Here is a 24607-nt window from a genome sequence, read left to right as displayed (position 1 = left end):
CCCCCATATTCACATTCTCTATAGCATATGAGACAAGTCCCTGTGAACATGACAAGAATATGATGAGGTTTTTTCTATTTGGATAAAACTTAATGTAAAGCTATATTTGTAAACTTTACTGTTCAAGGATAAGAGAAATTAGATTTACACTCCAGGGTACTCTCTTTCCGGCGGGGCGGGGGCTGAGCCTCCTCGTCCTGCAGGAGTCTCACACCCTCCGTTCCAATCAACTAGCATATTGCTAAAATATTCCTTTAAAGAAACAATAACCTTTTAGATAGAAGCTGAATTAAAAGATCAAGTTTTTATTTTCTTTGGAACGTTTTAGCATTTGTATCGTATATACAGACAAGAAATGTATTGGCATATTGATGATTGGAGGCAGCACAATGAAGAAATATAGTGAATACAAATTAAGATTAACGCCTTTTGAGGCGGCAACAAGATTAACTGAGGCTGCAGATTTAAAAGATCTACTTGTTTTTCAGGACTATAAGCTGGCAGAAAACCAAAACAAACAAATGAGCATTCTTGTATTAGAGAAATTCTATTTTAGGACTTCAAGCTCTGCCTCTTTAACTGTCATTCTTGAAAATTTCGACGGCGAAACGATCATGAAGTGTATTTCCGCCGGAAATGGTGAAGGTCTTTTCAATATAGGATGGGGGTCAGGCAAAAACTTTATTAACTCCGTTCGCTATCCTCTTGAAGGATACATTTTAGAAGTTATTCATGAAGACTAACATGAATGATAATTGATAAAATGTATGAACAACATATTTTTCTGCTGATTTGTGATAATGATCACGTAATTAGGGTTAGATACAAAGAATTGTGGAATATACTCCAAAGAAGGAGGTTTTCTGCATGTTATGGATTAGTACTCTATCCTATATAGTGATGATTGTTATTAATGCGCTCTCCAATATACTGCCGATTGGCGGCAGAACAACTGGGGAGATTTCAAATGCCCTTGAGGTCCTTTTTACACCGGCAGGTTATGTATTTTCTATTTGGAGTCTTATTTATCTTCTCCTTGCTGTTTGGCTCATTCGGGAATGGATTCAATATAGGAAAGATGGACATATCAACTCACGCCTGCATACTCTATTTATCTTCAGCTCTATTTTGAACGCAAGCTGGATTCTCGTATGGCATAACGGGTTATTTCTCCTATCAGTAGCCGTTATGGTTCTCTTGCTTATCACGCTAATCATGATTTACAAAATAACCATCCAGCATTCTTCTAAAATCACTAGATTTCCTTTTTCCCTTTATCTAGGATGGATTTCAGTTGCTTTCTTGGCTAATATCAGCTATTATGCCGTCTTCACAGATGTTGAATTAATTGTTGAAACACAGATATATTGGACAATCGGTTTACTATTAGTTTCTGGATTAGTTCCGGTCTTTATGAGAAAAAATTGGAATGATTGGGTATATCCGCTTGTGTTTGTCTGGGCATTTGTTGGCATTACAGTCAGAAACATAGAAGATGCTCCATATGTAGGCAGTGTTGCCTTAGGACTGGCAATCGCCATCCTAGCCAGCATATTCCTAGTTCACTCAAAGTCCAACACAAATTCAGGTTACGAGTGAATGTTTAAAAGCATAAATGACAGCTTGCGTGCGATCTTGAACTTGAAGCTTGCTTAATATATTGCTTACATGCGTTTTAACGGTTTTTAAGGCAATAAAAAGCTCGTCAGCGATTTCTTGATTCGTTTTTCCTTCAGTCATTAAGAGGAGTATCTCCATTTCCCTGCTCGTTAGTTCTTCATGGGGCAGGTACTCCTTTTTTTGGCGCATTTTGACCATCATTTTTCCAGTGACTTCAGGCTCGAGCACTGATTGGCCAGAATAGGTTTGGCGAACGGCTTCTGCAATTTCGCTTGCCTTTGAAGTTTTTAGCATATAACTAGTAGCACCTGCTTCAAGGGCAGGGTAAACTTTCTCATCATCCAGAAAGCTCGTGACAATAATGATCTTAGCTTCCGGCCAGCGCTCAATGATATTTCTAGTCGCCTCAATTCCGTCCATTTCCTCCATAACAAGATCCATCAGAATAATATCCGGGCGCAATTCCAGTGCCATATCAATCGCTGTACGGCCATTATCTGCCTCGCCAACTACTTCAATATCAGGCTGTGCTGTTAAATAAGAAGAAACCCCTATTCTAACCATTTCATGATCATCAACAAATAGCACTTTAATCATACTGTCCATCCTTCCTAAATACTCATTTCTGGCTGATCAGATTAATGGCACCTTCACTTCAAGTCTTGTTCCTTTATCTTTTAAACTAATGATCTTGAGTGTTCCGCCTACCTCCACAGCACGTTCATACATATTTTGAAGGCCATAAGACCCTGCTTTTGCTTCCTCTACATCAAATCCTACTCCGTCATCTACAACCCTCAGAATCGCATAACCATCTCTTTCAATCAGCAAAACTTCAAGCATTTCCGATTTTGCATGACGAAGAGTGTTCGAGACAGATTCCTGCAAAATACGGAATAAGTGATCCTCTACTCCTTTATCGAGAGGAAACTCTTCAAGCTTCCAATTAATATTCATCGTTACCTTTTGCAGAAGCTCAACCAGCAGTTCTTCAACCCCTTCTTTTAGGGATTTTCCTTTTAAAGCGGCTGGTCTCAAATGCAGAAGTAAAGCACGCATTTCCAGCTGTGACTGGTGAATCATTGCTTCTACCATTTTAAGCTGTTTTGTCTGTCTGTCTTCATCTTTTGTCTTTGTTTCTGTTAATGCGGACATAAGCATGGAAGCTGCAAAAAGCTGCTGACTGACTGAATCATGAAGCTCTCTTGCCAGACGGTTCCGCTCCTGTGAAACAATTTCCTGCATTCTGCTTTCAATATCCTCCGCCTTCTCTGTTGCTAGCTTTTGAGATAATTTTGCCTGTTCAACAATTTGTTTTTGAATCTTGCCTACACGCTCGGATACAGATTGCAGTTCTCCGGATACCGGCAGCTTGGTCAAATCAAGCTGGCGTCCTTCCTCAAGCTGATGCAGCCATTCATCAGCCATGTCAATCTGCTTTCTCCAATGAAAGCCTGAAAAAATGCCAAAAATAATGCCAATGGCTAAACAGATACTAGGCATAAAAATGATAAAAGGAATATCCATAATATCCAGTTCCCAAAGGTCTCGCCAATTATTTAGCGGGAAAACGGTAAAAAAGGCTAGGGAAAAAGCAGCGAGCAGGAATAATGACAATCCAGCTCCCCACATTACCTGGCGCTGAACTGCACTCATACTCTTTTCACCTCTATATTCCCGGCGAACATAGAACTCACAATTTTCACCTTTTGATGAGCATTTTCATAATCAGCTGTATGAAGCTGAAGGGATTGATTGAACATCTTTTCATCCTGTAAGTCTAATATACGGGCAGTGCCAGCAAAGGAGGTGTGGTTTACATATACCTCCATATCGTAAGGTACCAGCACTTCGATATTGCCTACTATATTGCGGATAAAAATAATCGTTTCTCCTTTTGGCAGAACGGTATAGCTTAAATCGATAACCGTATCGCCAAGGCCAGCCTGAATATTGATATCATTCCATTCATATACAGCCTGAGGAGTCTTCTGCTTCCCGAAAAAGACATTTGTAATCAGCGGTTTTTTCTTAACAAGATTTTCATCTTTTACAGGGTTTTTTGACAAATCAATCACTGGTTTAATTTGAATAGGATTTTTTTTCGTTTGAGAATATTGAATTAGAAAATGTATTAAAATGGCCAGCAGCAAAAAGCGGAATGTCAGCATGCTTAAAACAGAGATGACGAGAAAGACAATTCCTCCCCAAAAAAGCAGTTTGCCAAGCTTTTTTGACATCCGTTTGCTTCCAATATAAATCATGCCCACTTGAACTAATAAAGAAAAAATGAGTCCCGAATTAAAAAAGGTAAATTCTAAAAAGAGCATAACAATCCCTATGATGATCAGCCAGCTCGTATAATCACTCTTTATTTTTTCTTTCATCGGGCTTCCCTCCTTTATATCAGTGGTACATTCTTATTTCTTAATGATGATGAAAATTTATATTCGTATCGAAAAGACGCAGCATATCTGCGCCTTTAAGATGGGGCTAGCTCCAACGTTACCGCTATTCTCTCTGTCTAGCTCCAACGCCTAGCCCCTCGAGATCTTAAGTCAATCTGTCCAGAAGGTTAAAGAACAACCTTCTTGCCATCTCGCCTTAAGCATTTCGGGGCTGCAAGGCGTTTCCGCTTTTCTTTCTGTCCAGCTCCAACGCCTAGCCCCTCGAGGTCTTAAGTCAATCTGTCCAGAAGGTAAAGACCGACCTGGCGTTTCCGCTTTTCTTTTTATACTACCATTTTTTTATTCTGTTTTGAGTGTTATTCTGCTTTTTTCATATCTTTTTCAAGCTGAGCGATTTTCGCATCAATGGTGCTGCGGTAATAGGATGTATTGACTTCGTGTTCTAGTCTGTCAATGTATGTTTCTATTTCATTAAAGCGTGAATATGGCTGATCTGAATATTCTTCGTTATGAAGCACCTTGCTCATCTGATGATTGGCTCGGGTAATATTCTCTCTGCCCATTAATTCCATACGGCGCAAGTGCATATCTTTTAATTTATGCTTCATATCCTCATAATTTCTTTCTAATTCAAGAAGCTGAGTATTAGCCTGTTTCAGCATTTCCTGCAGGCGGCTTGCACGCTGCTCATAATGTTCGTATTCCTGCTGAGCAAATGCCTGCAGTTCCTGCTCGCCGGCAGCAGCCGCAATTTCAGCTTGCTTCTTTCTTTTTTGTGCAAGGTCTGCAGCTTCGTTATACTCACGTGTGAATTCTTCTTTTAGTTGGTATTGGCGTTCTAATAGCTTGCGGACTTTTTCAGCTTCTTGTTCACTTTCTCTTAAATACTGATTTAATAACGCGATTGGATTTTTCTTTTCTTTATGATCCAAAGCCTCGTTTAAGTCCGCTACAATTGTATTTTTTATGCGTGTGAATAGATTTGACATTTTATATGCTCTCCTTTAGGTTATTTTTTATTGATTTCAGCCCATTGCTTTTCAAAGTTTGCGAATGGATCATTATGATTTTCTTTTGGAAACGACTGTTTTGTTTTATTCCAGTTCTTATATACGAGATATAGCACATATGCTGCAGCAATACCGATAATTGCCGGAATGTTAGATGCCGATGCAAGGAGCGCCGCTAAACCGATAATCCCCCATCCTGCTTTCTCCCAATTTGAGTTTGCTTTAATAAACTGTTTATAGACGAAATATAGGATGGTGATGCTGATTGCCAGCGCGAGCATTGGTCCAATGTTTCCAATCAAGATCAGCGCCGCTATGCCTCCTGCCATTAGTAAACCGAATTTTTTCATTTCGTTTCCTCCTTTCTTGATATCATCTTACCGTGATTTCAAAACTTCTATAACGAGCCACAAGCGTATTTTCATATAAGACTTGAGGCGTATAAGCCTTTAAGACTGTAACTCATGGAACATTCATCCATGTCCTTTTTATTGGTTATGAACAATTTAGGGAGGGGTAGTAAAAGGATAATCGCACTGTAAGGAGGAGGAAAAAAGATGTTTGGAATCGAAGACTTTTATCATTTCATTCAAGCATTTTTCGTCGTATTTCCGATTGTAACGATCTTGCATTTAATCGGTCATCTAACCTTCGCCTATTTTTTTGGCTGTAAGAAAATGAAGGTAGTAATTGGAGTAGGAAAAAAATTATTTTCAGTGCGGAACATTGAAGTCAGATTATATTATTTTTGGCATGGCAGCTGCAGCCTTGGACCTTTGAAATACACTAATAAATACTCTCAATGTCTGATCTTGATTGGAGGTTCTCTATTTAATCTGCTTGGTATTCTGATTGTAAATATATTGATTCATGAGAGTATCATTAATCCTTCTATGCTCACGTATCAGTTTATTTATTTCTCCATCTATTATGTTTTCTTCGCTTTATTGCCGATGGACTTTCCGGATGGAACGGCAAGTGATGGAAAAATGATCTATTCGACTTTGAAGGGAAAAGAGTGCAAACAAACCTCTCAAGATTGTCAAAGTTTTACCAATTAACAAATCACATGAAAATCCGCACCTCCGCAAATAATAAAATTCGGAGGTGCGGATTTTCATGCTAAAAGCCACTTTATGCGCTTTGCTTTTAAGTGCACATTCACTTCATCCAAATGAAGGACTTATCATTCATCATCAGAATAAAAAGATCGCTGAAATTCAAAAAGAAGAATATGAAATTCCATTATCAAGTATCCCGCTTCTAAATATAGAGCAATACAATACATTACTCAGTACTCTTGAAAAGCAAATCTGCCTGCCACCTGCGGACGCTTATATAGGTGAATATGGGCAAGTTATTGAAGAGAAGGTTGGCGTAAAATTACACAGGGAGAAATTTGCCCATTTATTTTCTCACTATTTCTATAATAACAATCTAAAGAAAATGGAAATCCCTACTCTGCCCATTCATCCAAGAGTAGATCGTGACCTGCTGCTGCAGATAAATGTAAAGATGATCGGCCAATATGCTACTTATTTTAATAGCCGCAATGTCAGCCGCACGAATAATATTATCTTAGCTGCTAAAGAAATTGATAATACAGTTGTTTTTCCCGGTGAATTGTTTTCCTTTAATCAAAGTGTCGGGCAGCGAACAACCAACCGTGGCTTTCAGCGTGCTCCTGTTATTGTAAGGGGAGAATTATCAGAGGACATTGGCGGAGGAATCTGCCAAGTCTCTTCTACTTTATTTAATGCTGTTGACCAAGCAGGCCTTTCCATCGTCGAGCGCTATTCACACAGCAAGCGTGTCCATTATGTTCCGCCTGGCCGAGATGCAACGGTCAGCTGGTATGGACCAGATTTCGTTTTCCAAAACCTGTACACTCATCCAATCTTGCTTCGTGCAAAAGTTTACGGCGGTCAAATGGTTGTAAAAGTTCTTTCTTCAGATGAAATTGACTTAGAACCCCGCAAAGTTCCTAAAACTGATGAATTAGAAGAAGATCAACAGCAGTTAATACAGTGGATGAATGAAAGATAAGCGGATGCTGCTGCAGCCGCTTATTGTATTTCTGTGCTATTTTTGACACCCTGGACAAAAAAATGTCTTTCTGGAGGATATTTCTGTTTTAACAATTTTACTATGACATCTGTTACACTCCATGCCTTCACGATCATAAACAAGACAGTGGTCATTATAACCGCCAGTGAGCTGATCACCTTGAAATAAGGGATTTTCCATATAACCTCCAAGCTGAGTTGCATTTGTTAAAACGGATACCATCGCAGAATACAACTTGTCTTTCTCCTCTTCACTCAGCATATCCATTCCTCGATCTGGAAGCAGATAGGCTTCATAGCAAATTTCATCGCTATAGCAATTTCCTATTCCAGCAGTCACATGCTGGTTTACAAGTGTTGTTTTCAGCATGCCCCTTCTTCCTTCTAATAGCTGCTGAAATGCCTCACGATTAAAATTATCCTGCAGCGGCTCCGGTCCTAAATCTGCAAGTTCATCCTCAAGCGTCTGTTTGTTATGTAAGTGCAAATAACCTAGCCGCAATCCAATAAAATAAAGTCTAATGCTGTCAAAAGTAAGAGTGATCTGCTTTGTTCTGTTTGGTGCATCTTGATCGTTCCCCACATACATCCAGCCTCCAAGCATTAGATGAAGCAACAGAAATTTCCCTGTGCTTAAGTGGAAAATTAAATGCTTCGCTCTTCTCTCAATTTTAACAATTACCGCTCCATTGAGTTCTTGTTTAAACAAGTCAGCAGTCACATTTATTGATTTTTCACGCTGAATTTCTGTCTGGATAATTCTTTTTCCTGCGAGGATGGCATGAAGCTGCTGCTTATAGGTTTCCATTTCCGGCAGTTCCGGCATATTCTTTCGCTCCCCTTTAGCACTTTTTTGTATAGTATGTTGATTGACTCCGAGAAATTATGCACGAAGGATGGATTGACTGGAGAATGAAAGTAGGATTCCCTATGCCGGAAGAAAAATTTGCTTAACTGCCGCAGAACAAAAAAATACACTTCTGCTGTTAGATATCCCTAACAGCAGAAGTGTTCATATCATCTTAATATTGTTTACGTTCTAGACCTGCTTCACCAGGATTTTGTTTTTGCTGCCGCAATAGTGGCGACTGGCTATCAACAAAGACAAGTGTTTTCCCTTCTTCAACCTGCTGCTGATAATTGTCATCTTCTGTATTAATCTGCTCTAAGCTTGCATACTGCTCACCAATGACAGCAATTTCTTCTGGTTTAAAGCCTTGATCCTGCAGTTGTTTGACTGCGGCGACTGCATCTTCTTCCACTTGATACGCGCCAGCAAGCCTATAATGCTGCTGATTCATATAAACTCCTCCTTTATTAAGGAATTTATACTCTAATACCCCATTATCTGCATGTAGAAACTTAGCCTTTAAATAGATTTCGAAATAGCTTGATTGAATACTGCAATGATATCTTCTGCATTTTCAATTCCAATTGAAATTCTCACTACTTGATCTGTAATGCCAAGTGCAGCGCATGCTTCTGGCGGCAATGCCCGATGAGAGGTTCTTAATGGATGTGAAACCGATGTTTCCACACCAGCAAGGGTTGGAACAATTTTGATCCACTCCAAATTTTTAAAGAAGGAGCTAATGTTAACTGTTTCCGCTAACTTGATTGTTACCATGGCGCCAAATCCTTGTTCACCATGCTCTAAAGGGTAGTAAACCGTCTCAACATGTTCATTTTCTTTTAAGGATAAAGCCACAGCGCGAGCGTTTGCAGATTGTGCCTTCATTCTTAATGCTAAGGTTTTCGCGCCGCGACATGTCAGCCATGCTTCAAATGGAGTGGAATTGGCACCAAGATTCACAATTTTGGTTCTAGCTCTTTCCACAAGTTCCTGATCGCCAACTACGACACCTGCTGTCACATCACTATGTCCGCCAATGTATTTCGTTGCACTATGAACAACTATGTTAACTCCTAATCGGTATGGCTGGCAATGCAATGGTGTCGCAAATGTATTATCAACAATCGTTTTCAGCTCGTGCTTTTGCGCTAATTGAACAAGCTGAGTCAGATCTTCTACTCTTAAGAGTGGATTAGTAATTGATTCTGTATATAAAAGAACTGTATTTGTTTGGATGGCTGCTTCCACTTCAGCCGGATTTGCAAATGAAACAAACGTGACACTAATTCCTAATGAGGAAAGCTCCTCTTTTAGCATATGAAAAGTGCCTCCATATACATCATCTGCTGCCACAATGTGATCGCCGTTTTGTGCTATTGATAAAATAGCTGCCAGAATAGCAGATAAGCCTGATGAAGCTGCTGCTCCTTCTGGTGTGCCCTCAAGACGGGCAACTAGCTGGCCCAATTCATCTGTATTTGGGTTGCCAACTCTCGAATAAAGATAATTGCCGTTCCCCTGGTAGAAGCCTTCTAATTCTTCTAAATTGGAAAAGGCAAAAGCAGACGTTTGGTAGATTGGTGTTACCTTGCTTTTAATGATCCGTTCCTTTTTATTTTGATTATGTAACACCGATGTTTCGAAATTCATTTGCTTGATCTCCCTTTGAGCAAAAGACTTTAGCTCGTTAAAATATTTGTAAATTCTGATAAGGATTATAGCAACGAATCTTTATAACGTCAATGTGTGAAAGCTTCCAGCTTCGGGTACTTATCGTATACAAAGTCTTAATATAGGAAAACATACAATCAGATAATGTAAGAGGAGGATATTTATGACGAATCAAATGCCAAGATTTCCAGAATCATATTGGACAGATATTGATCTGCCCTCTTTTCAGCCCTTAAAGGAAGATACTTCTGCAGATGTGGTGATTGTAGGCGGAGGAATTACAGGAATCACATCGGCATATTTGCTGGCTAAAGAAGGACTTAAAGTTACGCTCTTAGAAGCTGGGAAAATCTTAAATGGCACAACCGCACATACAACGGCGAAAATAACTGCACAGCATGGAGTTATTTACGATGAATTCATTCAGCATTTTGGACTTGAAAAGACTAAACTCTATTATGAGGCTTCCAAAGGAGCTCAGGAATTCATCTCAAAAGTAAAGAACGAATTAAATATTGATTGTGATTACAGCGAGCAAGATGCCATTATTTATGCAGAATCAGATGAGTATAGAGAAAAGCTTGAAAAAGAGATGGGTGCATATGAAAAGCTTGGCATTTCTGGCCATCTTGGCAATGATTTTCCTTTTCCTATCGAAACTAAGGCTGTTTTAACCATGAATAATCAAGCTCAATTTCATCCTCTGAAATATTTGCTTCAGCTTGTTCAGGCATTTACAGATATGGGCGGCACTATATACGAGAATACAACAGCTGTTGATCTTGAAAAAGGGGAACGTCCAGATGTTGTAACAAGAGAAGGACATCGGGTAAAGAGTAAATATGTGATAGCAGCCTCTCATTTTCCCTTTGCAGATATGAAGGGATTCTATTTTGCCCGCCTGCTGCCAGAAAGATCATATATAATCGCTATTAAGGCAGAGAAGGAATATCCGGAAGGAATGTATTACAGTGCAGATCAGCCTACTAGATCATTGCGCTATACTCCTTTTAATGGTGAAAAACTCTTATTAATAAGCGGAGAAGGACATAAAACTGGTAAAGGGCCAGATACCTTGAAGCATTATGAAGCACTAGAAAAATTTGCTTCAGGCATCTTTGGCATTAAAGAGTACCCTTATCGATGGTCAGCTCAGGATCTCACCTCACTTGATAAGATGCCATATATCGGACCGATCACTGCTGACCAGCCTCATATTTTTGTCGCAACAGGCTACCGAAAATGGGGCATGACGAATGGTACTGCAGCAGCTTTGCTTTTAAGAGATCAAATACTTGAAAAAGAAAATCCGTACAGTGAGTTATTTTCTCCTTCCCGTTTTGTGGCGGACCCTAGCATTAAAAAGGTCATTTCCTATAACACCGATACCGCTGGACAACTGTTAAAAGGCAAGTTCGAATATGTTCCAAAAGAAATCAGCGATCTCTCGAATGATGAAGGTGCTGTTGTCATTGTGGATGGAAAAAGGTCTGGTGCTTATAAGGATATGGATGGGAAATTGCATGTTGTCGACACTACCTGTACACATATGGGCTGTGAAACCCAATGGAATCACGGAGAAAGAACTTGGGACTGCCCTTGCCATGGATCCCGCTTCTCTTATGATGGAGAGGTTGTAGAAGGGCCAGCAGACAAGCCGTTAAAAAAATTAAATGATATTACTGGTTAATATACCCAATAAAGCAACCAGCTCTCCTAATATTAGAAGAGCTGGTTCTTTATAACCTTTATGCATTATTTGCCGCATCATTTAACCTTTCTGCTGAAGATGCAACAGTTGTGGAGGCAGTTCCTATTTCATTAATGCTATAAATAAGTTCATTTACTTGGTTTCCTACCGAACTAAGATAGTTAGCGTTTGAAGATATGGATGCTGCAATCGCATCAAAGGCTTCATTGGTCTGCAGAGATGTTTCCATTCCTTCTGTAACAGAAGATGCTACATTTAATAGAGAGTCGCTAACTGCTTTTGTAAGCATGGAAGATGTTTGAATTAACTCCTGGATTTCTCCAATTGATAATTTGGTCTGCTCAGCCAGCTTCTTTACTTCCTGTGAAACTACTGCAAATCCCTTGCCATGTTCTCCAGCTCTGGCAGCTTCGATCGCTGAGTTCAAGGCCAGCAGGTTTGTCTGATCGGCAATACTTTGAACAAAAGCAATAACAGAATTTACTTTTTCAGATGCTCCGTTTAGATGCTCAACGGTTGTTGTCATAATCGCAGTCTCAGACTGAATTTGCTCTATTTTATTGGAAAGGTCGGAAAGCTTTTCTTTCCCTATTCCACCTTGATACTGAATGGTTTCTGAATGAGCTCCGCTATCCTTAATAAGACTATTAAACTCATGACTTCTTGCAATTAGATTCTCCACTGATGCACTCGTTTCCTCAGCTAAAGCCACGAGATCCTCACTGACATCGAGGATTTTATCCTTTAAATCATTTTTTCCCTGCTGAAACGTATCCTTAATCATCCTCATATTTTCTTCTTCATAAGTCTCAAGGACAAGCTGCTGCTCCAGACTTAAAAGCTTATTTACGGAGGCAATGATTTCTTTTAATTCAAAAATTGATTGTGTACTTTCACAAATGACTTCCAGAATAGCATTTTGAAGGTTTTGAAACGAACCCATATACCATGCAGGTTTTAAGCCAATTTTATAGTGTATAAATGCAATTCTTAATCTCTTCTCAATAAAATCCTCTGTGATTTCCCCATTGAATAACTCAATGATATGCTGTCTTAAAGTTCCCCGCAATTTTGAAACGGAACTATGTTTGTTTACTATATCCTGCAGCTCCTCCACTTGAAGAATAGTTCCATAAAACTCTTCTGTTAACCTATCAACCTGTTTCTCTATTAAAGGCTGCACCAGCTTAATATGCTGCAAATCTTTTTCTGATATTTTAAGCATTTGCAGTTTATCTAGTATGTTTTGATTATTTTTAATGTCAATTTTCACTTGAATTTCTTTTACAGCTATTTGCCAGTTCTCTCTCTTTGGTTGTTTCTTAAACTTTAACATGTTTTCCCCGCCCCTAAAGGTGATAGCACCTCAGTTTATCAAATCTCCATATACTATAAAATAACATAATGCAACATGAAAATATGTGAATTTTTAGTGCCAAATACCTATACCAATCGTGTGATTGGTATAGGCGCAAAATTAATCTTGAACATTTTTATTTTTTGGCTCTCTGCTGCCTGTTGTAAATTCAACTAATTCTTCACTTGTACGGTCTGGATGTTTTTTATTATTATTTCGCTGCGCATTTTGATTTGCTTTTTTAGTACGTCCCAAGACACTCACTCCTTTCGTTTAATCAAAAGTAGTATGAGTCAAGGAAAGAATGGTTATGCAGGTTAATCCAACCTTACCATTCATAATATTCAGAATACTGACAGTGTTCTACATGTTTCGACACTGTTTGTAGAAAATATACCAGCGATTCAACTTAATTTCTATAGGTTTATATTAAAATTTACAAAAAAATAATTGAAAGCCTTTACTTTCTCCCTGGCAAAAAAATAGAGCATTCTATTTCACTCATTTTAAAAAATTTATTTTAAATATAAATAAAAAACCCGAATGATTAGTAAAGCTTTTTCTAATCATTCGGGAATCGATCCGATTTTATTATTTTGTCATTAACAACTTATTTACGCTGATCACGCGTACTGTATTCCGTAATATCTCCGCCTCTGATCATCATTTTTTGTACAGGGATGTTCAGCTGATTTCCAAACTTTTTTAGTTCTCTTTCTTCGCGCTCATTGATAATGGAAAGAACCGTTCCGCTCGCGCCAAATCGGCCTGTTCTGCCAGATCTATGAACATATTGCTCCATATCCTTAGGAAAATCATAATGAACTACATGGGTAATCCCCTTAATATCTAAGCCTCTTGCAGCCACATCAGTTGCGAGCAGCAGATTCGTTCTGCCTTCTTTAAAATCTTTAAGCGCTTTTTGACGTTCTGTTTTATCCAGGTCGCTATGCAGAGTACTTGCTTTAATGTTTTTGAAGTCCAGCTTTTCAGAAAGCACCGTTAAATTGCCGATATCTCTTACAAAAACCAATCCTTTTATCCCATTAAGCCTGGAGATCTTTTCAAGCATTTTCATTTTATCTCTTTGCTCTGCGATAAAGTAAAAGTGTGAAACTTCTTCTGCTACTATGGTTTCGTCTTTATTAATTTTAAGCATACTTGGCGACTTGGCCATTTCTGTCGCAATTTTTTCAATGTGAGATGGTAATGTTGCTGAGAACATAACCATTTGCCGGTCACTTAGAGTGGATTTCACGATATTTGTTACAGTGGATGTATGCTCGGGTACAAGCAGCTGGTCACACTCATCTAAAATAATGGTTTTTACTTCATGCATTTTCAGCTTCTTCTGCTTAATAAGCTCAAGCATTCTTCCTGGTGTTCCTAAAGCAATATGAGGATGTTTTTTTAATTTTTCAAGCTGTCTCTTCACATTGGCTCCGCCGATAAAGGACGCTGCTCGAATTCCGCTGCCAGTTGCCCATTTCCCTATTTCCTCTAAAATTTGCATAATTAATTCTTGCGAGGAGGCTATAATAACTGCCTGTACAGCTTTTTTCTCAACATCGATTTTTTCCAGAAGCGGCAATAGGTATGCTAATGTCTTCCCGGTACCGGTTGGAGATTGAGCAATAACATCTTTACCATCAATAATAAGTGGAATAGCCTGCTGCTGAATAGTCGTAGGCTGCTGAAAGCCGCTTTTAGTCCATGCTTCTTGAATAAATGGCTTCATATCTTTTATAAGTGTATCCAATTTCTGTCACCTTCAGTTTTCTGTATTAATCAGTGTATTAAATAGGATTTGTTCGAAGTTAATCATACCTAAAAATACCACTGTTATGTTCGGTTAAACGCTAAACGTCATATATTTGATTGTGCAGTTTCTGCATTTTCATTGTCATACTCACTTTTTATTTACAACATAAAGCTTTTTTATTCTAACAAACTAAAAGATGCCCAGCAATAGCGCTGGACACCTCTGGTGGTTTTATTTATGAAACCTTATCCTTCTCTTCTTCAAGATTATATCCATCTGCCCAATACTCAGCATTCTTAATGCCAAGTTTCGTTGAGTTGAATACAGGATCCAATCCTTGTTTCTTTTGTGCTTCATAATCTCTCAAGGCAATAAGAGCTGGCTTTGTTAAAATGAGGATGGCGATTAAATTCAGCCATACCATCAATCCGAGACCAACGTCTCCAAGCGCCCAGGCAAGCCCTGCTGTTTTAACAGCTCCATAAAATGTTGCACCTAGGAGGACTAATTTCAATATAAACATTGCCGGCTTAATATTCTTGCCTTTTACTAAATAGGCAACATTCGTCTCTGCGATATAGTAATAAGCCATAATTGTTGTAAATGCAAAGAAAAATAATGATACAGCAACAAAACCTGCTCCAAATCCAGGAAGCACGGATTCAACAGCTTCTTGAGTGAATCCTGCACCCGCTTCAACACCTGGAAGATTTTCTACAAGGAAGCTTCCATCAGGGCCAACTGTATTATACATATTCGTAAATAAAATCATAAATGCTGTTGCTGAACACACTAATAACGTATCAATATATACAGAGAAAGCCTGAACAAGTCCTTGTTTAGCAGGGTGTGATACCTCTGCTGCTGCCGCCGCATGAGGACCAGTACCCTGACCAGCTTCGTTAGAGTAAATACCCCGCTTTACTCCCCATGCAATCGCACTGCCCACAATACCGCCAAACATCGAATCAGCTGCAAAGGCACTGCGGAATATTAGTGAAAACACTTCCGGAACTGCACTAATGTTCATTCCGATAATAATAAGAGCAACAATCATATACCCGACTGCCATAAAAGGCACAGCATACTGAGCAACAGTTGCTATTCTTTTAACACCGCCGAAGATGATTAAAGCTAATAAAATGACAATAGCTCCACCCGTTATATACTTACTGACACCAAATGCGTTTTCAATCCCGACAGAAATTGAATTGGATTGAACACCAGGCATGAGGATTGCCATTGCTAGTAAAGCTGCAAGTGCAAATAGTACGGCATACCATTTCACCCCAATGCCTTTTTCAATATAATATGCTGGTCCGCCTCGGTATACACCGTCTTTCTTAACCTTATAAATTTGGGCAAGCGTTGATTCAACAAACGCACTTCCTGCACCAATGAATGCAATAGTCCACATCCAGAATACAGCACCTGGACCACCCATTGCGATCGCTGTTGCAGTACCAGCAATATTCCCTGTCCCTACACGGCCGGATAATGCTAGTGATAAAGCCTGAAACGAAGAAACACCTGCTTCTGAGCTTTTCCCCTTAAACATGAGCAAGAACATATCTTTAATATGCCTTACTTGAAGAAATCTTGTCATGATTGTAAAAAATAGTCCTATTGCCAAACAAATATAAATGACGGGGTTGCTCCATAAAACATTATTAAGACTGCCTACGAATTCTTCCAAGCAAAAACCTCCTCTTTATTCTGAATTTTTACCATATTAAGAATTATAGGACATATGTAAATTCAATACAATCATTTTTTTTGACATTTTCACTAGAAAAGAATTTGGACTAGTTATTGTCTTGTTAGGTCATACTTAAATCACTTTCATTTTTCTGAAATTTCCGTTATGCTTATATTTAGGAAAACGAAATATCTTCAAGAAAGAAGTGTTTTTATTGAATCAGCAATCAAAGAGAAATCTCTTCATCATGTGGTTTGCCAATTTCTTCATAGCCGGAAGCATGACAATGGTATTGCCGTTTATCTCCTTGTACATTGAGACATTCGGAGACTTCTCCTCCGCTTATGTTCAGCATTGGTCAGGTTGGACATTCGCCATTACATTTGTGACTGCTTTTATCTTCTCACCTATATGGGGAAGAATTGGGGATTTATATGGCCGCAAAAAAATATTGATTATTTCCGGTCTGGGCATGGGGGTATCCATCTTTTTAATGGGCTATGTCACTTCTGTCGGACAGCTTTTTACATTAAGACTATTCATGGGTATATTCACAGGATTTATCAGTGTCTCGCAGGCTTATATCTCCACACAAACTCCTAAAGAAATTGCTGGACGTGTTCTCGGCACGCTTCAGACAGGAAGCATTACCGGCTCCTTAATGGGACCGCTGCTAGGCGGTATCCTCGCAGATACTTATGGCTACGCAAGTACATTCCAGGGAACTTCCTTTGCCATTATTCTCTCCGCGATCCTCGTGATGTTTACAAAAGAATATGTAATCGAACGCACGAAGGGAACCAAACAAAAGTATTCAAGCAAAGAAGTTATTTTACACATCATCCGCCATCCGGTTTTATTAACCGTTATGCTCATTTCCTCCTTAGTTCAAATTGCGCATTTTAGTATTCAGCCTATCTTATCTCTATACGTCAGCGAGCTTCATGGCCCAGAAAATCTCGCTTTCTTCGCTGGAGTTGCCTTTTCTGCAGCAGGAGCAGGAAATTTATTAATGGCACGTAAATGGGGGAAAATTGGAGATCAGCATGGCTATATTAAGGTGCTTATAATCCTATTATTATTGGCTGGTATTTTCTATATTCCAGGCGGATTTGTCACCAATATGTGGCAGCTTGTGCTTGTTCGTTTTCTGCTCGGAGTAACCATCGGCGGCATTATACCAGTGCGTGTCGCATATATTCGCCAAGAGGCACCGCTCACCATGCAAGGCGAGGTGCTCGGCTACAATACAAGCCTGCGATTCCTAGGCAATGTTATTGGACCTGCAATGGGCGGAATCATATCTGCTTATTTTGGTTTTACAGCCGTCTTCCTGCTTACAAGTTCACTTCTGATTATAAGCGGTCTTATTTTACTTGCATCAACACATCGGCACCCAGAGCTATCGAAGGATTCGGTGACTTGAATTTGAAAAAGAAAGCCTGATTTTGAAGGCGGAATTTGAACAGACCTTGTATTTCCAATGTCCATTTATACTTGATATGAAAACAGCTTGGAGTAAGATCTCTCCAGGCTGTTTTCAATTTTGTTCACACTAGAATGATAATTGGTTTAGAAATAGACGGAGAAATTACGTTTATTTAGAGAAATACCTACATTTCCCCCCAAATAGGCGGAGTATTTCCGACTATATGCACATATTCAATGAATTTTGCTCTAAATAGAGGAGTTAACCGGAATTCCTCCCTTTATTTTTGCTTATTTTGCCCTGATATAACGAATAGCCGGAATTCCTCCCTTTATTTTTGCTTATTTTGCCCTGTTATACCAAATAGCCGGAATTTCTCCCCTATAATGAGTCCTATGATTTTATGAATATGCAAAAATAGAAGAGCAGTCCAATTCAACTAGGAATTGGACTGCTTCTTTCTTTTTTGAATTATCTTACACGCGGAAAGCCAAATCCTGAAGCATAATCATCTCCAGCTGCAGCACCAGTTCCGCCTTTAATATCGTATTGAATGGCACGGTTTCTTAATTCTGTGCGAAGCTGTGTGTGTGACCAAGATGGATTAGAAGACCAGATTTTAGCTGCTAATCCTGCAACATGCGGAGTCGCCATTGATGTTCCGCTAATTGTATTATAGCCGCCGCCTATCCATGTTGATTCAATGTTCGCACCAGGTGCAGAAACCTCAACATCTCTCTCCTGAATGACATAGTCACCATCTGTATTTGGATTTCCTCTTGAAGAGAAGTTTGCAACCCGATAAGTTCCGTTTTGCTGTACATTTTCAAGAGCAGCAACAGCAACTGCGTTTGGCAAGGCGCCAGGATATCCAATTGTATTGCTAGAAGGACCGCTATTACCTGATGCAGCAACAACTAATACACCTTTGCTGTATGCATAGTTAACCGCATTTGTGATCAATGTGTCCTTACCAGCTGAACCTAAAGACATATTAATAACTACTTTAGAGCCTGTTCTTGATGCTTCATCTGCTACATGGCGGATGGCTCCAGCAATATCATCCGAGTAACCTCGGCCATTGTCACCAAGCACTTTATATGCCCAGAGCTTCGATTGAGGAGCAACACCGTAAATACCCAATCCATCATGGCCTCCATGCGCTAATACACTGCCAGCTACGTGTGTTCCATGCCCTTGTCTGTCCGTACAAGAACCGTTTACGAGCGGATTCGATTGTGTGAAGTCTTTACATTGCTCAGCTGATCCTGCCAGGTCAATATGCGATGTATATACGCCTGTATCAAGAACAGCTACTTTAATGCCGCTTCCCCCTGATGTGGCTCTAATGCCGCTATCATTATAAATTGCCTGAATGCCCCATGGTGTCTGGTCACTAGGAACTGCGTTTATGTCATTTGACAGGCTATTTTGTTTGCGCTTTGTCGAAGCCGTTTCTAACTTTACCTCTTGAACAATTTCTACTTTAATATTTTTATTGTTCTGCAGTGCTTGATATTGCTTTGCATTTACTGTTGTAGTGAATCCATCATTGCCAAAATTCCAGCGGGGTTCATGCTGCGACTGCAGACTTGCTTTTGCTGAAGAAGATCCTTGAATTAACACACGATAGGTTTCTTTCGCCTCTGCTGCAGAATCCTCCTTTGCAAATGCATTTCCTGTGAAAAGAGATACGCCCAAAGTCAAACTAAGTAGCACGGCACCAAGCTTTCTTTTTTTCATCCTATTTCTCCTCTCCATTTATTTATTTGTGTTTCATGGATGTGACCTCAGTATAGTGAAAATTTCCAAATTAAAACATATGTCAATCTATGCAACATTTAAACTGTGAAAATTAAGTGAAGTTTCATAGATATAAAAAAGTAACAGGAAAAATGGATTAATTCATATTGATTTAGTGGGATATCAGCTTAAAAACGCTAACTAATCTGCTGTGAAGCTGCAAAGAAAGCAACTAAAAATGAGGGCATTTTGTTGGATAAATAGTGTGGATTTACACGGCATTAAGTTCAGTCCAATATATTCCAGTTAGTAGAGTGTAACTTTTTCAGAAATCTTTAATATGGTGGATCCTGCACTAGGAATTGACCGTTAAATGCAGAGAAATGATTGAACGTCTGCCTGGAATGATCGAAAATATCTTCGAATTGACCCGAAAAAAATCGGGAAAGGGATTGATACTCTTTAGGAAATAATCGAAATAAAAAAAGATAGACTAGCTCGCAGCTAATCTATCTTTCTACCTGTCCTAATTCGTTATTCACCGATTCGAAAAGCAATTTTTCCAAGTTGTTTCGCCTCTTCAAGTCTAGTAAAGGCTGCTTCATATTGATCTAAAGTGTAGACTTCATCAAGAACAGGTTTGATGCCGTGTTTCTCAATAAATGAGAGCATTTCTAAGTATTCCTCTGCACTTCCCATTGTTGATCCAAGCAAATTAAACTGGCCGTAGAAAAATTCCCTTAAATTAAATTGAAATGTATCACCTGTAGATGATCCAAATGTTACGATGGTTCCACCTTTTCGCAATAAAGACATAGACTGATTAAAGGTGGCAGCACCTACAGATTCAATAATTAAATCCATTCCTATGCCCCCAAGTGCCTCTTGCCAGTCTTCATTGCTGTCAACTGCTTGTTTTGCTCCTAACTTCAGCGCAGCGTCACATTTCTCTTTGGAACGGGAGCTAACATATACTTCAGCTCCTGCAGCAACTGCAAACTGGAGCAGGAATGTGGCTACTCCGCCTCCAATCCCTGGAATGAATACTTTCATCCCCTCTTTCAGCTTTCCTCGAGTAAATAAGGCGCGGTATGCTGTTATTCCGGCAAGGGATGTAACGCCCGCTTCCTCCCATGTTAAGAAACCTGGCTTAGCAGCAGCATTTTCTGCCGGAATGGTAATATACTCAGCAAATGTGCCGTGATAAGGCAATCCCACAATCTCGAACCCAGCTGGCGGTGCATCGCTGTTCTCCTTCCAGCCGAGACCAGGATTAATCATGACTTCTTTGCCAATCAGAGATGGTTCCACCCCTTCTCCAACAGCATCAATGATCCCTGCACCATCAGATCCGATTACTAGGGCAGGATCAGCAGAATGATGGCGGTGAAGAACAAATAAATCACGATGATTTAGTCCTGCTGTCAGAAGCTTTACCAATACTTCTCCTTGAGCAGGTTCCGGTTTATCTAATGTCCTATACGAGAGGCCTTCCATTCCATTTGTGCCTTCATGTGCTAACGCTCTCATTTATACCACTCCTTATTCAAATTCTTAGTTCCATACTACAAGGAAAAGTACTTTAGGATCAACAATCTGACTTTTTATTTTTTGATTAGTGGCAATTCACAAAACCTTTTAGAGAAAAAAAGAGGCATACCCCTCATGCAGGCATGCCTCATTCTTACTTATAAAGTCAAAATAATAGGCTGATCTTTAGTAATGACCACCGTGTGTTCACATTGAGCAACAAAGCTTTTATTTGGTGTTACAAATGTCCAGCCATCACTAAGCTCGATGACTTGATCGTCTCCAGATGAAACGAATGGTTCGAAAGCGACAACCATTCCTTCTTTTAAAAGCTGGTTATCCCAAGGTTCGAAATAGTTAAGGATATGATCAGGAGCTTCATGAAGCGAGCGTCCTATTCCATGACCGGTTAAATTCATAATAACGGTATAGCCATTGTTTTTCGCTGTATTATGAACGACTTTCCCAACCTGACTAAGCTTTGAGCCTGCTTTCAATTTCTTTAGACCTTCATCAAACGCTTTTTGAGCGGTCTCGCATAAATGCGTTAATTTTTCATTTTGGCCGCCAACAACAAATGAACGTCCCGTATCAGCAAAATAGCCATTCTTCGAACCAGAAACGTCTATGTTCACTAAATCTCCATCTTGGATTACGCGGCTGCCGGGAATTCCGTGAGCGACTTCCTCGTTAACACTAATACAAGTAAAGCCAGGAAAATCATATTCGCCTTTCGGACCTGAAATAGCTCCGTTCTTTTCAAAAAGTTCTCCTGCGTAATCATCAAGTTCTTTAGTGGTTACGCCAGGCTTTGTCATTTCAATCATTTTATCTCGGATTTCCGCTACAATGCGGCCAATTTCTTTTAGAGCTGCTAAGTCTTCTTCCGTTTTAATAATCATTTTACATCCTACCTTTTTAAAAGTTGTATCATTATTATAGTCTATTTTGCTGGAGAGTAGTAATGAATGAACTTAGATTCCGAGCAGACACCCATGTCATTATGCAGCAGAGCAGCTAAATGACGGCTCCGTAATTCAATTGGGAAATGACCAGTTCTCTGCCCCTGAGAAGTTCCCTTTTCTTTAATCATGTTAAAATGTAATATAATGTATGAGATTTAAGCTGATTTATTATGTTTAGAAATATACTTTTAGAGGAGGCTTGACATGTTTGAGCTCCTAATTACCATGGTTGAGCGTCTTGGAATTATTGTTACGATCGCATTTGTTTTAACACGTTTTAGCTTCTTTCGTGACATGATTCATCAAGAACGGTTAGATACACAGCAGCAATATAAAGCGATCATTTTTTTCGGTTTCTTTGGCATCATCGGTACATACTCTGGAATGGCGTTAGATACTGGCACACAGCAATTTGACCGCTGGGTGGCAGAACTTACTTCAGATGAAGCGATTGCCAATTCACGTGTGGTTGGCGTCGTACTAGCGGGCCTGCTGGGCGGATATAAGGTCGGAATTGGAGCAGGAATCATTGCTGGCATTCACCGTTTTACATTAGGCGGATTTACAGCACTTGCCTGTGGCTTGGCTGCGATGTTAGCCGGGATTATTGCGGGATTTTTTCATAAGAAAGATCGCCATGTAAAGCTCCCTGCTGCTTTTTTCATTGGCGCATTAGCCGAGTCTGTACAAATGCTGATCATTCTCTTAATGGCCAAACCGTTCGATAAGGCTCTAACACTTGTTGAAATTATTGGCCTGCCCATGATATTAGCCAACGGACTTGGCTCTGCTCTCTTCTTATTAATTATTAAAAATGTGATCAATGAAGAAGAAAAAGCCGGGGCAGCACAGGCACAAAGAGCACTGCGGATTGCAGACCAGACACTTGCATACTTGCGAAAAGGCATGAATGCCGAATCTGCAAATGCTGTTTGTCATATTTTACATAAAGAAATACAATCAAGTGCTGTCGCCATTACAAACACTACTGAGATTCTTGCTCATTTGGGGCTTGGTGATGACCATCATAAAGCGAACAGCACAATCCAAACACAAATCACACGGGATGTAATCCAAAATGGCGAGCTTGTGATTGCAAAGGATGACACAATCCATTGCCGAAATAAAGATTGTCCGCTTGGAGCAGCTGTTATTGCACCTTTAAAGCAGCGCGGGGAAACGATTGGCACACTTAAATTCTACTTCAGCTCGGAAAAAGAAATTACCAATCTATCCATCGAACTTATTACAGGTTTAAGCCTGCTCTTAAGCAATCAGCTTGAAATTGCACAAGCCGAAAAAGCGTATCAGCTGGCACAAGAGGCAGAAATTAAGGCATTGCAAGCGCAAATCAGTCCTCATTTCTTATTTAATACGTTAAACACCATTATCTCTTTAACAAGAATTGATCCTGATAAAGCACGCAGCCTGCTCGTATCACTTTCTCACTTTCTCAGAAAAAACTTAACGGCCACCACAGTGACAATGACCACACTAGAACAGGAATTAAAGCACACAAAAGCATATCTGGCTATTGAGGAAACACGTTTTTTCCATAAGCTTACTGTAGAATATGATATTGATGAAGAAACGCTCCTCGAAAAGATTCCTCCGCTGACACTGCAGCCGATTGTGGAGAATGCAATTAAGCATGGAATTATGGATAAAGAGGAAAATTGTATTATTTCCGTCTCCATTAAAAAATATTATGAAGCAGTAAAAGTAACGGTTACAGACAACGGAAATGGCATAACAAAAGAAAGGATCAAGGACCTTGGCGTTAAAGAAGTTCATTCACAAACAGGCTCTGGTCTTGCCTTGTATAATGTAAATCGCCGTCTCACGATGATGTTCGGCAAACAGTCTGCTTTAAAAATACACTCAAAAATAAATGAAGGTACAAGCATTCATTTTTTATTAAATACGATGGAGGAAACTTAATTGGAAAAGCAAATTTCCGTGTTGATTACCGATGATGAACACTATAGCCGTGAAGAGCTGAAGCATCTTCTCTCTTCCTTTCCGAACATCAATGTAATTGGAGAAGCGGAATCAGGAGAAAGTGCTGTGATGAAAACAGTTCAGCTGCAGCCTAATGTTGTCTTCCTTGATGTCGAAATGCCAAAGATGAACGGAATGGAAGCTGCAAAGATATTAATGGAATTGAAAAAGAAGCCTATTATTATTTTTGCAACCGCTTATCCGCAGTTTGCCGCAGAGGCATTTCGCTACGAAGCAACAGACTATTTACTTAAACCTTATGACGAAGAACAGCTTGCTGACACAATTGGGAGAATCTCTAAACTGCTGACGGTAAATGAGAGCACACAGCTTCGGCCAGCAGGAAAACTCGCCGTCGAAGAGGATGGAGAGATCTTATATGTCGATCCCATTGAGATTTTGTATGTTTCCCGAGATGATAAAGTCACAAAAATCATTTCAAAACAAGGATCCTTTGAAACAAAGCTTCCGCTCAAGGATTTAGAGAATCGCCTTTCTTCCTATCGTTTTTTCAGAATTCATAAAAGCTATATTGTTAATCTGGATTATGTCAGCAAGCTCAGCCCATGGTTTAACGGGGCATATCAGCTTGAACTTGAAGGAAACAGTGAAAAATTGTCTGTCAGCCGAAATTATGTTAAGGCTCTGCGTGCTAAATTAGAAATCTAACTTACTGCACAGATTTATGAGGTGAGTTGCCGTCTATATTCTGGACGGCAGCTCGCCTTTTTCTTTTTTTACTCATACACAATCCTTCCATACAACCGTATTTATCCGTTATT

General features: G+C 39.5%; 23 protein-coding genes. 8 read left to right on the top strand and 15 right to left on the bottom strand.

Translation table 11 applies throughout. The features are described from left to right. Positions 1-389: 389 nt before the first annotated feature. Both J1899_RS04000 and J1899_RS03995 read left to right on the top strand, forming a co-directional pair. On the top strand, positions 390-743 hold the full coding sequence (locus J1899_RS04000) for a DUF6054 family protein (protein ID WP_214477782.1): 354 nt from the start codon (positions 390-392) through the stop codon (positions 741-743). 124 nt (positions 744-867) lie between these two features. After that, complete coding sequence (locus J1899_RS03995) at positions 868-1599, top strand: tryptophan-rich sensory protein (RefSeq protein WP_214477781.1); 732 nt, start codon at positions 868-870, stop codon at positions 1597-1599. On the opposite strand, the gene J1899_RS03990 is transcribed toward J1899_RS03995, so the two are convergent. From J1899_RS03990 to J1899_RS03970, 5 genes are all read right to left on the bottom strand, one after another. Next, positions 1585-2217, bottom strand: a complete 633-nt coding sequence (locus tag J1899_RS03990) for a response regulator transcription factor (RefSeq protein WP_214477780.1) — start codon at positions 2215-2217, stop codon at positions 1585-1587. The genes J1899_RS03995 and J1899_RS03990 overlap by 15 nt on opposite strands. A gap of 36 nt (positions 2218-2253) precedes the next feature. Continuing rightward, positions 2254-3276 (bottom strand): sensor histidine kinase, encoded by a 1023-nt coding sequence (locus tag J1899_RS03985; protein ID WP_214477779.1) that lies wholly within the window; start codon positions 3274-3276, stop codon positions 2254-2256. Next, entirely contained in the window at positions 3273-4007 is a 735-nt protein-coding gene (gene liaF / locus J1899_RS03980; protein ID WP_214477778.1) for a cell wall-active antibiotics response protein LiaF, read from the bottom strand. The genes J1899_RS03985 and liaF overlap by 4 nt, the downstream gene beginning before the upstream one ends. A 377-nt stretch (positions 4008-4384) precedes the next feature. Beyond that, positions 4385-5017 carry a PspA/IM30 family protein gene (locus tag J1899_RS03975; protein WP_214477777.1) on the bottom strand — a complete coding sequence of 211 codons (633 nt, stop codon included), beginning with the start codon at positions 5015-5017 and terminating at the stop codon, positions 4385-4387. Positions 5018-5037: 20 nt separating this feature from the next. After that, positions 5038-5388, bottom strand: a complete 351-nt coding sequence (locus J1899_RS03970; protein ID WP_066449714.1) for a lmo0954 family membrane protein — start codon at positions 5386-5388, stop codon at positions 5038-5040. A 207-nt stretch (positions 5389-5595) separates the two neighbouring features. Here J1899_RS03970 and J1899_RS03965 point away from each other — a divergent pair, with 207 nt between their 5' ends. Beyond that, on the top strand, positions 5596-6099 hold the full coding sequence (locus tag J1899_RS03965; protein ID WP_066449724.1) for a hypothetical protein: 504 nt from the start codon (positions 5596-5598) through the stop codon (positions 6097-6099). A gap of 58 nt (positions 6100-6157) precedes the next feature. Next, a complete protein-coding gene (locus J1899_RS03960) occupies positions 6158-7084 on the top strand; it encodes a VanW family protein (RefSeq protein ID WP_214477776.1) in 927 nt (308 codons plus the stop codon). Between the two features lie 36 nt (positions 7085-7120). On the opposite strand, the gene J1899_RS03955 is transcribed toward J1899_RS03960, so the two are convergent. The 3 genes from J1899_RS03955 to J1899_RS03945 all read right to left on the bottom strand — a co-directional run bounded on the left by J1899_RS03955 (position 7121) and on the right by J1899_RS03945 (position 9607). Continuing rightward, positions 7121-7930, bottom strand: coding sequence for an Fpg/Nei family DNA glycosylase (locus J1899_RS03955; RefSeq protein WP_214477775.1), 810 nt, complete (start codon positions 7928-7930; stop codon positions 7121-7123). Positions 7931-8126: 196 nt separating this feature from the next. Further along, on the bottom strand, positions 8127-8405 hold the full coding sequence (locus J1899_RS03950; RefSeq protein ID WP_066449730.1) for a general stress protein: 279 nt from the start codon (positions 8403-8405) through the stop codon (positions 8127-8129). 68 nt (positions 8406-8473) lie between these two features. Then, positions 8474-9607: a trans-sulfuration enzyme family protein gene (locus J1899_RS03945; RefSeq protein ID WP_214477774.1), complete on the bottom strand. Its 1134-nt coding sequence runs from the start codon at positions 9605-9607 to the stop codon at positions 8474-8476. A gap of 184 nt (positions 9608-9791) precedes the next feature. Between J1899_RS03945 and J1899_RS03940 the strand changes: the two genes are divergently transcribed. Continuing rightward, positions 9792-11318 carry an FAD-dependent oxidoreductase gene (locus J1899_RS03940; protein WP_214477773.1) on the top strand — a complete coding sequence of 509 codons (1527 nt, stop codon included), beginning with the start codon at positions 9792-9794 and terminating at the stop codon, positions 11316-11318. 58 nt (positions 11319-11376) lie between these two features. Here J1899_RS03940 and J1899_RS03935 read toward each other — a convergent pair whose 3' ends face one another. From J1899_RS03935 to J1899_RS03925, 4 genes are all read right to left on the bottom strand, one after another. Continuing rightward, positions 11377-12675, bottom strand: coding sequence for a globin-coupled sensor protein (locus J1899_RS03935; RefSeq protein WP_214477772.1), 1299 nt, complete (start codon positions 12673-12675; stop codon positions 11377-11379). Positions 12676-12816: 141 nt separating this feature from the next. Further along, positions 12817-12951 (bottom strand): hypothetical protein, encoded by a 135-nt coding sequence (locus J1899_RS22700; RefSeq protein ID WP_281420631.1) that lies wholly within the window; start codon positions 12949-12951, stop codon positions 12817-12819. Between the two features lie 355 nt (positions 12952-13306). Further along, positions 13307-14434: a DEAD/DEAH box helicase gene (locus tag J1899_RS03930; RefSeq protein WP_214478744.1), complete on the bottom strand. Its 1128-nt coding sequence runs from the start codon at positions 14432-14434 to the stop codon at positions 13307-13309. A gap of 259 nt (positions 14435-14693) precedes the next feature. Continuing rightward, positions 14694-16154, bottom strand: coding sequence for an alanine/glycine:cation symporter family protein (locus J1899_RS03925; RefSeq protein WP_214477771.1), 1461 nt, complete (start codon positions 16152-16154; stop codon positions 14694-14696). Between the two features lie 217 nt (positions 16155-16371). Here J1899_RS03925 and J1899_RS03920 point away from each other — a divergent pair, with 217 nt between their 5' ends. Further along, positions 16372-17583: an MFS transporter gene (locus J1899_RS03920; RefSeq protein ID WP_066449752.1), complete on the top strand. Its 1212-nt coding sequence runs from the start codon at positions 16372-16374 to the stop codon at positions 17581-17583. 474 nt (positions 17584-18057) lie between these two features. On the opposite strand, the gene J1899_RS03915 is transcribed toward J1899_RS03920, so the two are convergent. The 3 genes from J1899_RS03915 to map form a co-directional block, all read right to left on the bottom strand. Next, positions 18058-19329, bottom strand: coding sequence for a S8 family peptidase (locus tag J1899_RS03915; protein WP_066449759.1), 1272 nt, complete (start codon positions 19327-19329; stop codon positions 18058-18060). 534 nt (positions 19330-19863) lie between these two features. Then, a complete protein-coding gene (locus J1899_RS03910) occupies positions 19864-20859 on the bottom strand; it encodes a zinc-binding dehydrogenase (protein WP_214477770.1) in 996 nt (331 codons plus the stop codon). A 158-nt stretch (positions 20860-21017) separates the two neighbouring features. After that, positions 21018-21761 (bottom strand): type I methionyl aminopeptidase, encoded by a 744-nt coding sequence (gene map / locus J1899_RS03905; RefSeq protein ID WP_066449766.1) that lies wholly within the window; start codon positions 21759-21761, stop codon positions 21018-21020. 267 nt (positions 21762-22028) lie between these two features. On the opposite strand from map, the gene J1899_RS03900 reads away from it, so the two are divergent. Both J1899_RS03900 and J1899_RS03895 read left to right on the top strand, forming a co-directional pair. Beyond that, on the top strand, positions 22029-23765 hold the full coding sequence (locus J1899_RS03900; RefSeq protein ID WP_214477769.1) for a LytS/YhcK type 5TM receptor domain-containing protein: 1737 nt from the start codon (positions 22029-22031) through the stop codon (positions 23763-23765). Next, positions 23766-24494, top strand: coding sequence for a LytR/AlgR family response regulator transcription factor (locus J1899_RS03895; RefSeq protein ID WP_214477768.1), 729 nt, complete (start codon positions 23766-23768; stop codon positions 24492-24494). It begins immediately after the preceding gene. The last annotated feature ends 113 nt before the right edge of the window (positions 24495-24607 follow it).

Source organism: Cytobacillus gottheilii (genome assembly GCF_018582665.1).
GTDB lineage: Bacteria > Bacillota > Bacilli > Bacillales > Cytobacillaceae > Cytobacillus > Cytobacillus gottheilii.
Note: the sequence above shows the minus strand (reverse complement) of the source record. Positions and strands in the feature narration are given on the sequence as shown.

Excerpts from the sequence above, each read along its gene's own strand:
- J1899_RS04000 (WP_214477782.1), top strand. The coding sequence starts at position 390 with ATGAAGAAATATAGTGAATACAAATTAAGATTAACGCCTTTTGAGGCG.
- J1899_RS03995 (WP_214477781.1), top strand. The coding sequence starts at position 868 with ATGTTATGGATTAGTACTCTATCCTATATAGTGATGATTGTTATTAAT.
- J1899_RS03990 (WP_214477780.1), bottom strand. The coding sequence starts at position 2,217 with ATGATTAAAGTGCTATTTGTTGATGATCATGAAATGGTTAGAATAGGG.
- J1899_RS03985 (WP_214477779.1), bottom strand. The coding sequence starts at position 3,276 with ATGAGTGCAGTTCAGCGCCAGGTAATGTGGGGAGCTGGATTGTCATTA.
- liaF (WP_214477778.1), bottom strand. The coding sequence starts at position 4,007 with ATGAAAGAAAAAATAAAGAGTGATTATACGAGCTGGCTGATCATCATA.
- J1899_RS03975 (WP_214477777.1), bottom strand. The coding sequence starts at position 5,017 with ATGTCAAATCTATTCACACGCATAAAAAATACAATTGTAGCGGACTTA.
- J1899_RS03970 (WP_066449714.1), bottom strand. The coding sequence starts at position 5,388 with ATGAAAAAATTCGGTTTACTAATGGCAGGAGGCATAGCGGCGCTGATC.
- J1899_RS03965 (WP_066449724.1), top strand. The coding sequence starts at position 5,596 with ATGTTTGGAATCGAAGACTTTTATCATTTCATTCAAGCATTTTTCGTC.
- J1899_RS03960 (WP_214477776.1), top strand. The coding sequence starts at position 6,158 with ATGCTAAAAGCCACTTTATGCGCTTTGCTTTTAAGTGCACATTCACTT.
- J1899_RS03955 (WP_214477775.1), bottom strand. The coding sequence starts at position 7,930 with ATGCCGGAACTGCCGGAAATGGAAACCTATAAGCAGCAGCTTCATGCC.
- J1899_RS03950 (WP_066449730.1), bottom strand. The coding sequence starts at position 8,405 with ATGAATCAGCAGCATTATAGGCTTGCTGGCGCGTATCAAGTGGAAGAA.
- J1899_RS03945 (WP_214477774.1), bottom strand. The coding sequence starts at position 9,607 with ATGAATTTCGAAACATCGGTGTTACATAATCAAAATAAAAAGGAACGG.
- J1899_RS03940 (WP_214477773.1), top strand. The coding sequence starts at position 9,792 with ATGACGAATCAAATGCCAAGATTTCCAGAATCATATTGGACAGATATT.
- J1899_RS03935 (WP_214477772.1), bottom strand. The coding sequence starts at position 12,675 with ATGTTAAAGTTTAAGAAACAACCAAAGAGAGAGAACTGGCAAATAGCT.
- J1899_RS03930 (WP_214478744.1), bottom strand. The coding sequence starts at position 14,434 with ATGAAGCCATTTATTCAAGAAGCATGGACTAAAAGCGGCTTTCAGCAG.
- J1899_RS03915 (WP_066449759.1), bottom strand. The coding sequence starts at position 19,329 with ATGAAAAAAAGAAAGCTTGGTGCCGTGCTACTTAGTTTGACTTTGGGC.
- J1899_RS03910 (WP_214477770.1), bottom strand. The coding sequence starts at position 20,859 with ATGAGAGCGTTAGCACATGAAGGCACAAATGGAATGGAAGGCCTCTCG.
- map (WP_066449766.1), bottom strand. The coding sequence starts at position 21,761 with ATGATTATTAAAACGGAAGAAGACTTAGCAGCTCTAAAAGAAATTGGC.
- J1899_RS03900 (WP_214477769.1), top strand. The coding sequence starts at position 22,029 with ATGTTTGAGCTCCTAATTACCATGGTTGAGCGTCTTGGAATTATTGTT.